Consider the following 14,452-nt stretch of genomic DNA (forward strand, 5'->3'; position numbering starts at 1 on the left):
TGTTCAAATGGCGATTCAGCGTTTAATTGGTTTTGGGAAAAAAGAAGAGTTTAAGGAAATTTTGGCAATTTTAAGAAAGCAGAATCCTGATAGGATAAGGGTTCTGTGAAATTTGTCGTGTACAGAGGAAATATTTAGTTAAAATTCGGACTTAGCCGATTCAGATGGCAAAAAATCTCAATATTCATACCTTAAAGGTAAAAACCCATACCCTGTAGGTATGAAATAAAAACGATAAAATCCGACATATTACCGATAGAGACATTCGATATGTAGTGATCTACATAAAGCACTGTGTTTAATGCAAATAATACTTATTTCTCAGTTGCTCTATTTCATTCGAGTGGGACAACAGCGATCCAACGTTTCACTTTTTATTTTCAAGTGGATGATTTCTTAGATATAAGTTTCGAGTAAACAGCAATAAAATTCATAATGGGAAAATAGCGCCCTCATTCATCGTTATGGATTATGAACATTTATAATGAATGACGCGTATGCTTAATACACGTACATTGATGACTGACGCGTATGCTTAATACACGTACATTGATGACTGACGTATAAACAAAAACAGCTAAACGTCTTCACCCTCATTCAGTTCACCCCATGGCTGAAGCTCTTAAACTACGCATTGTAATCATTGCAACAACCACAAATAGAAGCATAATCAGGGCCATATTGATCAGCGCTGACCATACTAAAAAGTTCAAAAACACTCCAGCCATTAGACCACAGGCAAATTGCATACTTCCCATGATTGCACTGGCTGTGCCAGCTCGTGAGCCTTGTTCAGACATCGCCAATGCCATGGCATTTGGCCCAGTGAAGCCGATTGAAGCAACACATAAGAACATGCCAAACATTACAACAACGATAGATGAAAGATAAAATAGCCCCGCCACCAATAAGATCAGCACACCACATAATTGAAGTGCATTACCCAAGTGCAATCGATGGCGAACATCCAGTCGATTTGCAAGTTTCTTATTGAGGGTCGAAAACACCATAATCCCTAAAGCATTCGCACCAAATACGTAAGCAAATTGCTGTTGGCTCAGACCATAACCATCCATCAAAATGGCAGATGAGCCACTGATATAACAAAATAAAATTGCGCCAGAAAAACAGCCTGTGAGCATCGGTTTACGGAAGCTTTCGTCCTGTAAAATCGCACTATATAAGCCTAAGACTTGTTTCAAACTTAATTTTAAGCGCCGCTCAACAGGTAGGGTTTCTTGAAAGAAAAAATGTACGCAGAAAAGACAAAAAATACCGACAAGCACCAATACCGCAAATATGTATTGCCATTCAAACACCTGCAAAACCCATGCGCCTAAAGTAGGTGCAATGATTGGTGCAATTGTTGTCACGATCATCATGCTGGCAAAAGCTTGAGCAGAAGCTTGCATACTTAAGCGATCACGAATTGCAGCACGGGCAATCACTACACCGACACAGCCACCCAACGCTTGCAAAACACGAGCAGCGATCAAACTCCATTCACTATTGGCAAAGACACACAGAAAACCGGCACAAATATATAAAACCAAACCGAAATATAGCGGTGTTTTACGCCCAATACGGTCGCTGACTGGCCCATAAATTAACTGCCCAATCGCCAAACCCAAGAAATACGCTGGAAGACTATTGGCCACTTGTTGTGTCGTGACACCAAAATCGTCAGCCATTTGAGGTAAAGCCGGCAAATACATATCGATTGAAAGTGGCCCCAAAGCAGTCAGCAACGCCAACAAGACGATCCAGCATTGAGAAAATTCCTTTTGTGATTCGACGCTTTTCATAAGAATAATTCATTTATTGCAAGCAAGTTTTGCAGACAAGTTTACACTGCACATAGTATTATTTCTTGGCTTCAATGTGAAAATTCACACGATACACATTGCTTACTGCCCCATCGCTTTAGCAAAGGAAAAATTTTGAACGCCTGGCTCGCACGACTGAAACAAGCAACCTATAACACGACCTTTATGTATAACTTGCGCATGGTCATTGCCTTCGCAGGAACAGCCTTTGTCCCATATTTTTTAGATCAGCAATTGATGACCATTCCCCTCACCTTGGGTGTGGTTGCCGCTGGCCTAAGTGATATCGATGACCGCTTTTCAGTCCGCGTGCTCAATCAAATTTATACTTATATTGGGTTCTTTGTTACTGCGGTATCCATTTATCTGTTGTTCCCGCATCCGATCTTATTTGCATTGGGCCTGATTGTGTCTTGTATCGGTTGGATTCTTTTGGGTTCATTGGGGCGTCGCTACGCCACCATTTCTTATGGCTGTTTGGTGATCTCCGTGTATTCCATGCTTGGGGTTGAACTTTTTGAAAATTGGTATACACAAGCAGGTTTATTGGTCATCGGTGCGATGTGGTACGGACTGCTTTCGACTTTGAGCTTTCTGCTGTTTCCTGTGCGTCAAGTTCAGGACAAATTGGCCCAAAGCTATTCGTCTCTAGGTGACTTCTTATTTGCAAAATCTAACTTGTTTGATGTCGATATGACACCGGAAAGTTACCAGCAAAGTTTGATTGAGCTGTCGCTCGAAAATGGCAAATTAATTGGCATTTTCAACGATATGAAAACGGCCTTATTAACGCGTTTAAAAGGCGACCGTGGACAAAAAGATACACGTCGTAGCCTACAATATTATTTTGTCGCGCAAGACATCCATGAACGTGCCGATTCCGCGCATATTGATTATCAAAAATTGACCCGTATTTTTGAACATAGTGATATTTTATTTCGCTTTCAACGTGTGCTTTCGATTCAAGGTAAAGCCTGTAAAGATTTAAGTATCAGCATCTTACAGCGAAAACCTTATCATCATAATCAACGTTTTAAACATGCGTTCCACAATCTAAAATTGTCACTCGAAAAGCTGCGTGAAGAACAAAAATACGACGAAGTTTGGATCAATTCTTTATTTGCTTTATACCAAAATCTAAAAGGCATTGATGCACAATTACGTAACGTCGAAACTGAGCGTTATATTGACCGACAAGCCCTGATTGAAAATCGTTTAAAAGATGATGATTTAAAAGGTTGGGATGACATCGTCATTCGATTTAAACAACATTTGAGTCCTGAATCGGTGCTGTTCCGTCATGCTGTGCGTTTATCGACCGTGTTATTTATTGGTTATATCTTTGTCCAAGTGACCAATATCAGTTATGGCTATTGGATTTTATTGACCGCCCTGTTTGTCAGCCAGCCGAACTTTAACGCCACCAAGCGCCGTCTCTATTTACGTATCATTGGCACCTTGGTCGGGATTATTTTAGGTTATGCAATTTTATATTTTGTCCCTTCTGTCGAAGGTCAGTTATTACTGCTCATTTTAAGTGGCGTACTGTTTTTTGAATTACGCAGTAAGCAATATGCACAAGCTACTGCATTTATTACCATTTTGGCGCTGATCAACTTTAACTTAGATGGCATGGGTTTTGCCGCAGCTATGCCGCGTATGATTGATACACTGATTGGTTGTGCCTTGGCATGGTTTGGTGTGAGTTTCATTTTCCCAGATTGGAAATTCCGTCGCCTGCCTCGAACCATCAGCCGTTCGATTCAAGCGCAGTGTGATTATTTGGCCGAAGTGGTTGAACAATACAAATCTGGTCGTAATAACGGGTTGAATTATCGTGTGGTCCGTCGTGCAGCCCATAATACCGATGCAGAAGTGGCTTCACTGATTTCCACTTTAGCCACCGAACCCGATACCGATCCGACTCAAAAAGCTTTAGCCTTTGAGTTTTTGTGCCTCAATCATACCTTTATTAGTTATATCGCAGCCTTGGGTGCACACCGTGAAAAAATTCAAGATCAACAAGTCTTAACCTTATTGGATAAAGCCACGGATGACATTCAAGGTGCATTGCTGCGTGACGAAGTTCCAGACTTATCTGCGCAAAATATGTTGCAAGAAATCCGTCAGCGTTTGTCACAAAACAGTGAGGAAGATCAAAAATCCTTGATTGTGCTACAACAGCTTTCTTTGATGTTTAACGTGTTGAACCAATTTAGCCAATTGAAACAAAATCTCAGTCATGAGCATGATCAAGCATCGACGGAACTGGCTTCACTATAATTTGGATGATTTTGGAACAATATACTCACTGAATTGGTATAAATAATGCTAAACTTTTTACAGTTTTAAATCTGTTACTTTCACTATGACCGCAAAAAATTTATATGCCTACACGCTAGAGCCAGTGGCTTATGAAATTTCTGAAGAAGAACAACGTTATGCTCAACTTGTTCTGTCTCGCAGTAACTTCAAAATTGGCAAAAAAGCATGGCTAATTATGGGTGCAATTCTTGCACTGGCACTCTTGGGCCTCATCTTTATTAAGAACTATTCAACAGTATTTTGCTGGGTAGCTATTGTCTGTGTTGTGATTTACTTCCTTGTGCGTAAATTCGGTATCGAATGGTATGCGAAACGCAAACTGAATGAAGTCCCTGTACAAGAAATCAAAGGCATTCGTATGGGTGTTCAGCCGCATGGGATCTCTATGCAGCAACGTATGGGCGCAAACATGGGGACGATGACTGTCGGTTGGAAAGACATTCATGAATGGTATGACACCAAAGACTTCATCCTTTTAAACTTTAAAGTGAAGGGTCAAGACGGTGCATACATCTTGCCTAAACGTATGGATAGCAAGAAGTTTCCATTTTCGACCATTCGTAAGCACTTAAATGAAACTGTAGGCCCAGCTAAAGCTATTTAAGCCAAACCGACATTTGTGTATAAAAAACCTCCGCTTTTTGGAGGTTTTTTTATCTGTTTAATTTTCGAATGATCATTGATAATTACAATAATGAGAATGAATATTACTTACTTTTTCCACATTCTCTACTACATCATCGTTTATAATTCGTCGCAATTCAGCAACCTTTTATCAATATTAAATCCATCATGTTTAAGAAAACCCTTTTCCAGATTCACTGGTTCTTGGGGATTAGTGCCGGCTTAATACTCTCGCTCATGGGGGTTACAGGTGCCATTTATTCCTATGAACAGCAAATACTTAAAGCAATCAATCAGGACAGTTATGTGGTTCAGGCTCAACAGCAGCCTAAACTAACTCCTGCTGAGCTTTATCAGCACTTTAGTCAGTCTGATCCTGACATGAAAATTAACAGCATCTCTATTGCCTCAGATGCTACCGCCTCAAGTACCGTGAATATTGTCAAAGAAGGTGCTCGTCGTGGCTATAACATGATGGTTAACCCCTATACAGCCGAAGTTTTACCTGAAATCAAAGGTCAAAAATTCTTCCAGTTTGTACAGCAGCTACACCGTAATTTAACTGTTGGCCCTGTAGGTAAACAAATTACGGGCGCATGTACACTCATGCTGATTTATTTTGTGTTGAGTGGTTTATATCTGCGCTGGCCAAAAAGACATTCTGTCAAACAATGGCTTGCAGTTAAACCAAAACTCAAAGGGCGTAATTTCCTGTGGGATCTACATGCTGTCGTCGGCACATGGGTGATTATTTTCTATCTCATTTTGGCATGTACAGGCCTGTACTGGTCTTATGACTGGTGGCGTAATGGCATGTTTAAAGTCATGGGCGTTGAACGTCCACAACCCCAATTGCAAGAAGGTCCAAAACCGAATGGACAACCTGCTGAACAGGCTGGTGAAAAGCAAAGTGGTGAAAAACAAGCCACTGAGGCAGGACAAACTCGTGGTGAACATCAAGCACGTTCTGAAAGAAATCCTGCAACGTCAGGTCCCTCTGAACACGGCTCGCAAGAAAATAAACATGGTGCTGAAGGTCGCGGAGAAATACGTGGTCTAAAACCAGAACAAGTGAAAATTGCTCTAACACAAAGTTGGAACGGCTTTAATCAAAATATTGGTCGTGAATACTCAAGTGTCACTTTTAATATTCCGAAAAAAGCCAATGGTGAATTAGAAATTAACTTTGTGGATGCCGTCCCTCAACATGAACGTGCGCGCAACAAAGCGACTTATAACTACAAAACGTCTGCTCTCACCGATATCGAGTTATACGAAGATAAAAAGCTAAATGAAAAAATCATGACCAGCATGTTACCTGTGCATCGTGGTAGTTTCTTCGGACCGATTTATCAGTTCTTTGTGGTTATTGCATCCCTCATGATGCCGCTGTTCTTTGTCACTGGATGGATGCTCTATCTCAAACGTCGTAAACAGAAAAAACTGACACAGCAAGCTCGTCAAAGCTTAGCACCTGTTGCCATCGACCCAAACGCACAGCCTTGGTTAATTTGCTATGCATCACAAACAGGTCAGTCTGAACAATTGGCATGGCGTACAGCAACAAGCTTACAAGAGGCTCGTCAGCCCGTCACAGTGAAAGCTGTTCAGCAACTTTCTGCTGATGACTTAACGCAAGCCACTCAGGTTTTATTTGTTGCAAGTACTTATGGCACTGGCGAAGCACCTGACCTCGCTTCAAGCTTTGAACGTAAACTGATGACACAAAGCCTCGATTTGAGTCATGTTCAGTTTGCCGTATTAGCTTTAGGTTCAGAAGAATATCCTGATACTTTCTGTAGCTTTGGTCATGCGATTCATCGCTGGATGCAAAGTAATGCTGCGAAGCCCCTGTTTGACACAATTGAAGTCAATAATGGCGACACCCAAGCCATTCAAGCATGGAATAGCGCTTTAGCCAAAGCGACTAAACTTGAACTTCAGCACATGCAAATTGAAAAAACTTTTGATGCATGGACATTGACCAAACGTGATCTACTCAACCCGAACAGTTTAGGTGCCCCTGCATTTAATATTGAGTTAAAACCTCAACATGAAGCCAACTGGCAAGCGGGTGATATTGCAGAGATTCAGCCGGGTAATAGTGCTGAACGTGTTGCAAACTTCATGCAAAAGTACCAAATTCAAAGTCAACAAGTGGTTGATTCTACTCAGCAACGCATTGAAGATGCATTATGGGATCGTAACCTAAATACGGATGTTGAACCATTTGCCAATCTTGATCATTTGCTCGAACAGCTTCCACCGCTTCCAACTCGCGAATACTCCATTGCCAGTATTCCAAGTCAGCAAGTATTACGCTTAGTGGTACGTCAGCAGTCCAATGCGGATGGTGAGCTTGGTTTAGGCTCTGGTTGGTTAACACAACATGCAGCGATCAACAGCACACTACAACTGCGTATTCGTACCAATGAATCATTCCATCTGATTGCAGATAATCGTCCTGTGATTTGTATTGGTAACGGTACAGGTATTGCTGGTTTACTCAGCTTATTACATACACGCGTTCGTCAGGACTATACGCAAAACTGGCTGATTTTTGGTGAGCGCCAACGCGCACATGATTTCTTCTATCAAGACATCATTGAAGCATGGCAAAACACGGGCTTAGTTCAACGCATAGACCTCACCTTCTCTCGTGATCAAGCGGAGAAACGCTATGTGCATCATGAGCTACGTGATCAAGCGGCCCTATTAAAATCATGGGTAGAACAAGGTGCCGTGATTTACGTCTGCGGTAGTATCAATGGTATGGCAACGGACGTTGACCACGCATTGATTGATATACTAGGTGAGGATGTCGTGGCTGAACTGCGTCAAGCTGGGCGTTACCGCCGTGATGTTTATTAAGTAAGATGTTTTCCAATAAATAGTCCCAACTCAAAACCAGACCTCGTGTCTGGTTTTTTTCACGCTATACTTAGGCCAAATACGGATACTGCTTTAATTTTTTGAATGAAAAGAATACTACTGATTTGTGTAGGCTTGCTACTCTGTGTAGATGCCATTTGGTTGCTTACATTAGATAAAATTCATTTAGGCATTCTTTTACCCTTAGTCATTGGGTGTATTTTTATTTTATCCGGACTATTTTCAACCCAAATCCACAATATTTTAGATCAATACCCTAAACTCAAAAGGCTCTGGCGTGCTACATGGTGGTTGTTTTGGCTTTGGCTATTGAGCCTTTTAATGTTTTTTGCGTATTTACACTTCAATAGCCAGCAATCCAAGCCATTTACTTCCGTCCAAGCCATCATCGTTTTGGGTAGCGGTATTGAAAATGGTCAACCCTCTCCGACCTTAAAGGCGCGTCTCGATGCCGCAGCACCGTATGCCTTGCAACAACCCAATACTATTATGATCATGACCGGTGGTTTAGGCTTTAATGAAAAAATGACCGAATCTTCCGTCATGAAACGCTATTTACTTCAACACTATGACATTTCAGCCGCACATCTATATGAAGAAAATAAAAGTACCAGTACAGAACTCAACCTGATCAACAGTAAATTGATTTTAAAACAACATCAAATTTCGCCTGATGCACCTATAGCCATTGCCAGTAGTGACTTTCATCTCCCACGTGCAAAAGCAATTGCACGAAAGTTAGGCTATACACAAGTGTATACCATTGCAGCACCAACACCGCTGTACATCCGCTACAACTCTTGGTTACGTGAATATTTTGCCTTTTTGAGCGGTTTTGTACTCAATGAATATTAAAAAAACCCTTGTCCGACTAATGAACAAGGGCTTTTTTATGCTGTAAATAAACCATTAATTTAAACGAATACTACGTGGCAAAGGAATTTTAAGGTTTTCAAAGACTTCTGGGCGCTGTTGATAAACTTGATATAAATAATTTTTAATATCTAACAGCATCTTTTCAGGTGCAACCAAAATATTTTGTCCTTCTGGGGTTAAATCTAAAGATACTGTAGTGCTCTCGCTGCGTAAAAACGGAATGACTTTTTCGATAAAGTCTTTTAATGAAATTTCCTGAATTTCATAATTGGACCAATTGTCTTTAATTAATAAACGTGCCAAACCACGGTTTTGCCAAATGGCGAAGGAACGTTGACCTGTAGGTGTCGCACAAAGTGCCCAACCATCTTGATATAACGCAATCACGCCACCTTGAGCGACCATATTTTCAATAAATTGTTTATAGGTTTCTTGAGGATTGTAATTTGTAGTTTGAGTTTTAGACGCTGCCTTGCGCTGATATGGATTTCTCATAGATCACATACAATATTAAAATTATTATAGAGCGGATTCTATGTAAATCAGAAAATTTAGGCAAGCTTTTGGGGAAAGAAGTTTCTATAGAAGAATATGGTGGGCGCTGACGGGATCGAACCGCCGACATTCTGCTTGTAAGGCAGACGCTCTACCAACTGAGCTAAGCGCCCTGAGCGAAGAGTAACAAAGCGAAGCTTTGTCTGAGCGCAAGAGAAAAATCGAAGATTTTTCTAAAGGCATTCTCTTGAACAGAGATTTTTAAGATAAATGGCGCAGCGGACGGGACTCGAACCCGCGACCCCCGGCGTGACAGGCCGGTATTCTAACCAACTGAACTACCGCTGCATCACGTAGTTTCTTTCGAAACACAACCTATATCTTAAAAGATATGGTGGGCGCTGACGGGATCGAACCGCCGACATTCTGCTTGTAAGGCAGACGCTCTACCAACTGAGCTAAGCGCCCTCAAAGGGTACAACAATTATATTCTTTGTAATGGCGCAGCGGACGGGACTCGAACCCGCGACCCCCGGCGTGACAGGCCGGTATTCTAACCAACTGAACTACCGCTGCATCGCAAAAAATATGGTGGGCGCTGACGGGATCGAACCGCCGACATTCTGCTTGTAAGGCAGACGCTCTACCAACTGAGCTAAGCGCCCTCAAAAGGTCTATCATGTAAATGGCGCAGCGGACGGGACTCGAACCCGCGACCCCCGGCGTGACAGGCCGGTATTCTAACCAACTGAACTACCGCTGCACTTACACAATGTCGCTATTGTGGTTCAAACGAATTAAGATTTAAAGTGGCGCAGCGGACGGGACTCGAACCCGCGACCCCCGGCGTGACAGGCCGGTATTCTAACCAACTGAACTACCGCTGCACTCTAAATATCTTAACGCTGAAAAGGTTTGGTGGGCGCTGACGGGATCGAACCGCCGACATTCTGCTTGTAAGGCAGACGCTCTACCAACTGAGCTAAGCGCCCTTTTCAAAACATGTTCATCGTTTGATGAGGTGCATTATAGAGAATCCTCACGGTCTGTCAAACGCTTTTCTAACTCTTTTCCACTTTTTCTGTTTGAGTGATTAAAAAATAAGTTATATTGCGGAAAAATCAGTATTTTTGAACATTTTTTAGCTATAAACCTGTAAATTTATTACTAAAAATATGACTTATATTCTGCATCATTCACATAAAAAACAGTTTTTCGCGTGGACTCATAACTAATCATTCAGCGAACCGACGATTAATTCACCACACACACTGCATTCTAAAACACATTAGTGTACAAAATACATTCAAACCTGATTTTCTGTTAGTTTACGAGCATTATTTCTGACAAAAAATGCCTTTAAAACTCACTTTAATTTTTCAAATCTTTATTTTGATGCCATGAAATTCGGTTTTCATGGCTTGTGCTTTTAACGACGTGTTCAATGTTCAGTGATGTAAACCAGCGCATTTAATGGAATCAGTTGATAAAGTTCTATAACATCGCTGTTTCGCATGCGAATACAACCATGTGACATCGGTATACCCATAGGCTCTCTATCTGGTGTGCCATGAATATAAATATAACGTTGATAAGTATCACAGCCCTCACCTGCATTAAAGCCGGGTTCTAAACCACTGAGCCATAATATTCGAGATAAAATCCAATCCCGATCAGGGTGTGATGCAGCAAGTTGCTCGTCGTAAACCTCTCCGGTCCACTGACGTGCTTTAAAAACTGCATTTTGAGGATGTTGTCCACCAAACTTTTCAGCCACTTGATGCCAGCCTCGTGGCGTCTTTCCACTATTTTCCTGCTCACCAATGCCATTTTTACCCGATGAAATGAGGTAAAACTTATTCAGTTTCGGCAAAGTTAAAGTTTGATCTTTCAAGTTAATCAGGATATCTGCTTGATCTTGGGTATATTCAGACATGCTCTTGCTCTTTCTGCTTATCTTTATCTTGTGGTTGTGTCTGCGGCGATGTTTCAATAGTTCTAATCTTATTTTGCTCTGGTCGAGTCCATAACCAAATGCCAACAACCAACATGGTTAAGTCAGTGAAAATCTTGACGGCAATCGGTGCTGATGTAAAAAGCATAATCATACCACTCACAAACATCATGATCGATGCAAACCATTTTGCTTTGCGTGGGACTGTGCCATTTTCGCGCCAAGCGCGTAAGGTTGGTCCATATTTAGGATGATTCAACAACCAAGCATCCATTTGAGGCCAACCTTTTGAAGCCGCCCATGCCGCTAATATTAAGAAGACTGTCGTGGGCATTCCCGGCAATAAAGCCCCTATAAAGCCTAAAATGACAAAGACAACCACTAAGCTTCGCCAAAACAACGTCTTCATACCGCTACCCTGAACTTTCAATTCAGGTAGTATAAGATGTTTTTAACAATTATCCGTTGTTATTCTGCATTATTCAAAAGGTTTCAATATGGCTGTAACCCCGACAACGTCGTCTTATTTTGAGCCATGGTTGCAATTTAAACAGCCCTTAGTTCGCCAATTAGCTTTCTGTATTGCAAGCCCAAATATTCTGCAGCAAATTCCCAATGAACTCGAAATCCGCTATCCCTTTCATTTTCATCCAAGCGAGCTTTGGCATAAATATTTTCAAGCCTATCTTCCCCGTTTAAAACAACTCGAACAATACCCAAGTGAATTAGTAGAATTTTTACAAAAATTAAAAAGTACTCGCCTTGGTTTACGTTTCGAAATGTTTATGTGGTTTTGGCTTCTCGATCACCCATACCATCCCTACCAGTTACTCGGACATAGCATTCAAAAAATTGATGGCCCTCGTACAGTAGGTGAACTCGACTTTGTTTTAAAAAATACTGAAAGTGGTGAAGTTGAACATTGGGAAGTGGCTTTAAAATACTATCTAGCAGAGCGCGATTTTCAATTACCCTATTGGTATGGCTTAAATCGTAGTGATACTTTGGCTCGAAAGCTTAATCATTTTACCCAAAAACAATTCCAATTTGATGAAGCACTTGGGCAGCAGATTCAACAGCGCTATTGCGTTTTAAAGGGCCAATTATATTTACCTATTCAGCGTACCAGCACATTGCCAAACTGGGTCAATCCTGCGCGTAGAATAGGTCAATGGGGACATGTCATTCCCTCAAAAAGTCAAGGTTACTATCGCCTACAACGACATGAATGGATTTGCGTGCAGCAGCAACCGACAAGTACAACCGCACATTGGTGGACAGATGGTTTATATAAAAAAGACAGTGATGAAAGCTATTATATGTATAGACAGCCACGCTTGGTTTTGCCGCAAACAATTTAAGACTCAATGCACCATTTAGTAGAAATTTACATTTATTTACTCAACCACCGTAAAAACCACCTACTGTTTGATACGGCTATTTTTTAATCTAAATCTCACAACAGAATAATTTAATCCTCTAAAAATTATTCTTTCATAATGGAGATTACATTCAATGAAAAAAATTTTAGCTGCATCACTTATGGTTGCTTTCGTATTGACAGGTTGTAATACAGTAAAAGGTGTTGGTAAAGACGTATCTAAAGCTGGAGATGCTGTAACCAATACTGCTGAGAAAACTTCGGAAGAAATTCGCCGCAATTAATTTCTTTCCCAAGAATTTATAAAACAGCCCTATTTTTTAAATAGGGTTTTTTCACGTCTAAATTTCCCTTCGCTTGTCGATTCGCCTATTATATTGCGACATTTTTGACTTCTGTATTTAGCATGACCTCAACAGCAACTCTTGATCTCAGCCTAGAATTACTGCGCCAACCTTCGGTAACACCGATTGACCATACCTGCCAAAATATTATGGCAGATCGTTTAGCCAAGATTGGCTTTAACATTGAAAATATGCGTTTTGATGATGTAGATAATCTTTGGGCACGTAAAGGGACTGAAGCACCAGTATTTTGTTTTGCAGGTCATACTGATGTTGTACCTACGGGTAACTTGGATGCATGGGGTTCTGACCCATTTCTTCCTGAAATTCGCGACGGTAAACTGTATGGTCGTGGCAGCGCAGATATGAAAACAGCGTTGGCAGCTATGGTTGTAGCTTCAGAACGTTTTGTTGCAAAGCATCCAAATCATAAAGGCTCTATTGCATTTCTCATTACCTCTGACGAAGAAGGTCCTTCGATCAACGGGACCGTCAAAGTTGTTGAAACTTTAGAAGCGCGTAATGAAAAAATGACTTGGTGTTTGGTGGGTGAACCATCTAGCACCAACACACTTGGCGATATTGTTAAAAATGGTCGTCGTGGTTCACTAAATGCCAATTTAACCGTTAAAGGTAAACAAGGTCACGTTGCTTACCCACATCTTGCGATCAATCCAATCCATACTGCGTCAAAAGCACTGGCTGAACTTTGCGATACCGTGTGGGACAATGGTAACGAATACTTCCCTGCAACGTCGTTCCAGATTTCCAATATCAATGCGGGTACAGGTGCAACCAACGTTGTTCCGGGCACGATGAATTTACTCTTTAACTTCCGTTATTCAACAGAAGTAACGGCAGATGAACTCAAAGCACGTACTTTGGAAATTTTAGATCGTCATGGCGTTGAATATGACATCTCGTGGACGTTATCTGGTTTGCCATTCCTAACCCCTGTAGGTGAGTTAGTGAATGCCGCACGTGATGCCATTCGAGAAGTTACTGGGACTGAAACTGAACTTTCGACCAGTGGTGGTACTTCTGATGGTCGATTCATAGCACCAACAGGTGCGCAGGTGCTTGAACTGGGTGTTTTGAATGCCACGATTCACCAAATCAATGAACACGTCAATGTGGCAGAATTGGAACCACTTTCTGAAATTTACGAAAAGATTTTAGAAAACCTATTGGCTTAAATATTCCCTGTATAGTCAAAAAAAGGAACTCCATTGAGTTCCTTTTTTTATATCTCGTTTTTGCAAATATTAAGCCGATTGAAGCCCAATGCTGTTTTGAATATTGGCTAAATTTGGAATATGAAATACCTGATCGGCCATGCGTACATATTGGAAAATATTGGCATCTTTCACGACTTTTTCTTCATCAACCACTTCAGAAATACGCAGACGAATGGTTTTCGGCATTTCATTACACATCAGTGCAAAACGCTGCCCAACATCATCACCTTCAATCACCAAAGCCACACCCTGATTTTTGGCAGGATCATTGACTGAGAAAACAGGCAATTTCAATTCATGCCATTCAACAAAAGGAACCTTGGTTGCACTATCAAGCGCTGATAGCACAATATTTTGTGGCAACAACATTGGCTCTTTACCATGACAATCAATGATATACGCATCGATAAACCCGGTAGATACCGTAATGAGATGTTGCAGTTCCTGTTGATCAATTTTATCGCTGACAATCTGAGAAACAGTATTTTGGCTCATAG

General features: G+C 41.2%; 12 protein-coding genes and 8 tRNA genes. 7 read left to right on the top strand and 13 right to left on the bottom strand.

What is annotated here, in order from left to right; genetic code table 11:
- Positions 1-602 precede the first annotated feature (602 nt).
- Positions 603-1,805: a multidrug effflux MFS transporter gene (locus FTV27_RS09180; protein WP_180078149.1), complete on the bottom strand. Its 1,203-nt coding sequence runs from the start codon at positions 1,803-1,805 to the stop codon at positions 603-605.
- A 135-nt stretch (positions 1,806-1,940) separates the two neighbouring features.
- On the opposite strand from FTV27_RS09180, the gene yccS reads away from it, so the two are divergent.
- From yccS to FTV27_RS09200, 4 genes are all read left to right on the top strand, one after another.
- A complete protein-coding gene (gene yccS, locus FTV27_RS09185) occupies positions 1,941-4,109 on the top strand; it encodes a YccS family putative transporter (RefSeq protein WP_180023177.1) in 2,169 nt (722 codons plus the stop codon).
- A gap of 85 nt (positions 4,110-4,194) precedes the next feature.
- On the top strand, positions 4,195-4,755 hold the full coding sequence (locus FTV27_RS09190) for a YcxB family protein (protein WP_078191438.1): 561 nt from the start codon (positions 4,195-4,197) through the stop codon (positions 4,753-4,755).
- 188 nt (positions 4,756-4,943) lie between these two features.
- Complete coding sequence (locus tag FTV27_RS09195; RefSeq protein WP_180078151.1) at positions 4,944-7,646, top strand: sulfite reductase flavoprotein subunit alpha; 2,703 nt, start codon at positions 4,944-4,946, stop codon at positions 7,644-7,646.
- 105 nt (positions 7,647-7,751) lie between these two features.
- The gene (locus FTV27_RS09200) at positions 7,752-8,522 is read left to right on the top strand and encodes a YdcF family protein (protein WP_180078153.1); all 771 of its coding nucleotides are present in this window, start codon (positions 7,752-7,754) and stop codon (positions 8,520-8,522) included.
- 54 nt (positions 8,523-8,576) lie between these two features.
- Here FTV27_RS09200 and FTV27_RS09205 read toward each other — a convergent pair whose 3' ends face one another.
- From FTV27_RS09205 to FTV27_RS09255, 11 genes are all read right to left on the bottom strand, one after another.
- Positions 8,577-9,038 (bottom strand): DUF2750 domain-containing protein, encoded by a 462-nt coding sequence (locus FTV27_RS09205; protein ID WP_180007534.1) that lies wholly within the window; start codon positions 9,036-9,038, stop codon positions 8,577-8,579.
- 97 nt (positions 9,039-9,135) lie between these two features.
- Positions 9,136-9,211: transfer RNA gene (locus FTV27_RS09210), tRNA-Val, on the bottom strand.
- Between the two features lie 98 nt (positions 9,212-9,309).
- Positions 9,310-9,386: transfer RNA gene (locus FTV27_RS09215), tRNA-Asp, on the bottom strand.
- Between the two features lie 44 nt (positions 9,387-9,430).
- Positions 9,431-9,506, bottom strand: a tRNA-Val gene (locus tag FTV27_RS09220).
- A 31-nt stretch (positions 9,507-9,537) separates the two neighbouring features.
- Positions 9,538-9,614 (bottom strand) — tRNA-Asp (locus FTV27_RS09225).
- A 13-nt stretch (positions 9,615-9,627) separates the two neighbouring features.
- Positions 9,628-9,703 (bottom strand) — tRNA-Val (locus FTV27_RS09230).
- 21 nt (positions 9,704-9,724) lie between these two features.
- Positions 9,725-9,801: transfer RNA gene (locus FTV27_RS09235), tRNA-Asp, on the bottom strand.
- 47 nt (positions 9,802-9,848) lie between these two features.
- Positions 9,849-9,925, bottom strand: a tRNA-Asp gene (locus tag FTV27_RS09240).
- Between the two features lie 29 nt (positions 9,926-9,954).
- Positions 9,955-10,030, bottom strand: a tRNA-Val gene (locus FTV27_RS09245).
- A 449-nt stretch (positions 10,031-10,479) separates the two neighbouring features.
- The gene (gene elsL, locus FTV27_RS09250) at positions 10,480-10,974 is read right to left on the bottom strand and encodes a cell wall-recycling L,D-carboxypeptidase ElsL (protein ID WP_180078155.1); all 495 of its coding nucleotides are present in this window, start codon (positions 10,972-10,974) and stop codon (positions 10,480-10,482) included.
- Positions 10,967-11,401, bottom strand: a complete 435-nt coding sequence (locus tag FTV27_RS09255; protein ID WP_180078157.1) for a YbaN family protein — start codon at positions 11,399-11,401, stop codon at positions 10,967-10,969. The genes elsL and FTV27_RS09255 overlap by 8 nt, the downstream gene beginning before the upstream one ends.
- An 88-nt stretch (positions 11,402-11,489) precedes the next feature.
- Here FTV27_RS09255 and FTV27_RS09260 point away from each other — a divergent pair, with 88 nt between their 5' ends.
- The 3 genes from FTV27_RS09260 (at position 11,490) to dapE (ending at position 13,913) form a co-directional block, all read left to right on the top strand.
- Positions 11,490-12,353: a DUF1853 family protein gene (locus FTV27_RS09260; RefSeq protein WP_180078159.1), complete on the top strand. Its 864-nt coding sequence runs from the start codon at positions 11,490-11,492 to the stop codon at positions 12,351-12,353.
- A 154-nt stretch (positions 12,354-12,507) separates the two neighbouring features.
- Positions 12,508-12,657, top strand: a complete 150-nt coding sequence (locus FTV27_RS09265) for an entericidin A/B family lipoprotein (protein ID WP_078191053.1) — start codon at positions 12,508-12,510, stop codon at positions 12,655-12,657.
- A 122-nt stretch (positions 12,658-12,779) separates the two neighbouring features.
- Positions 12,780-13,913 carry a succinyl-diaminopimelate desuccinylase gene (gene dapE, locus FTV27_RS09270; RefSeq protein ID WP_180078161.1) on the top strand — a complete coding sequence of 378 codons (1,134 nt, stop codon included), beginning with the start codon at positions 12,780-12,782 and terminating at the stop codon, positions 13,911-13,913.
- Between the two features lie 69 nt (positions 13,914-13,982).
- On the opposite strand, the gene FTV27_RS09275 is transcribed toward dapE, so the two are convergent.
- Entirely contained in the window at positions 13,983-14,450 is a 468-nt protein-coding gene (locus tag FTV27_RS09275; protein WP_180078162.1) for a hypothetical protein, read from the bottom strand.
- Positions 14,451-14,452 lie beyond the last annotated feature (2 nt).

The organism is Acinetobacter sp. YH12251, assembly GCF_013417465.1.
Taxonomy (GTDB): Bacteria; Pseudomonadota; Gammaproteobacteria; order Pseudomonadales; family Moraxellaceae; genus Acinetobacter; species Acinetobacter amyesii.

Bases quoted from the DNA above. Each gene is read 5' to 3' on its own strand.
- FTV27_RS09180 (WP_180078149.1), bottom strand. From the start codon at position 1,805: ATGAAAAGCGTCGAATCACAAAAGGAATTTTCTCAATGCTGGATCGTC.
- FTV27_RS09190 (WP_078191438.1), top strand. From the start codon at position 4,195: ATGACCGCAAAAAATTTATATGCCTACACGCTAGAGCCAGTGGCTTAT.
- FTV27_RS09195 (WP_180078151.1), top strand. From the start codon at position 4,944: ATGTTTAAGAAAACCCTTTTCCAGATTCACTGGTTCTTGGGGATTAGT.
- FTV27_RS09200 (WP_180078153.1), top strand. From the start codon at position 7,752: ATGAAAAGAATACTACTGATTTGTGTAGGCTTGCTACTCTGTGTAGAT.
- FTV27_RS09205 (WP_180007534.1), bottom strand. From the start codon at position 9,038: ATGAGAAATCCATATCAGCGCAAGGCAGCGTCTAAAACTCAAACTACA.
- elsL (WP_180078155.1), bottom strand. From the start codon at position 10,974: ATGTCTGAATATACCCAAGATCAAGCAGATATCCTGATTAACTTGAAA.
- FTV27_RS09255 (WP_180078157.1), bottom strand. From the start codon at position 11,401: ATGAAGACGTTGTTTTGGCGAAGCTTAGTGGTTGTCTTTGTCATTTTA.
- FTV27_RS09260 (WP_180078159.1), top strand. From the start codon at position 11,490: ATGGCTGTAACCCCGACAACGTCGTCTTATTTTGAGCCATGGTTGCAA.
- FTV27_RS09265 (WP_078191053.1), top strand. From the start codon at position 12,508: ATGAAAAAAATTTTAGCTGCATCACTTATGGTTGCTTTCGTATTGACA.
- dapE (WP_180078161.1), top strand. From the start codon at position 12,780: ATGACCTCAACAGCAACTCTTGATCTCAGCCTAGAATTACTGCGCCAA.
- FTV27_RS09275 (WP_180078162.1), bottom strand. From the start codon at position 14,450: ATGAGCCAAAATACTGTTTCTCAGATTGTCAGCGATAAAATTGATCAA.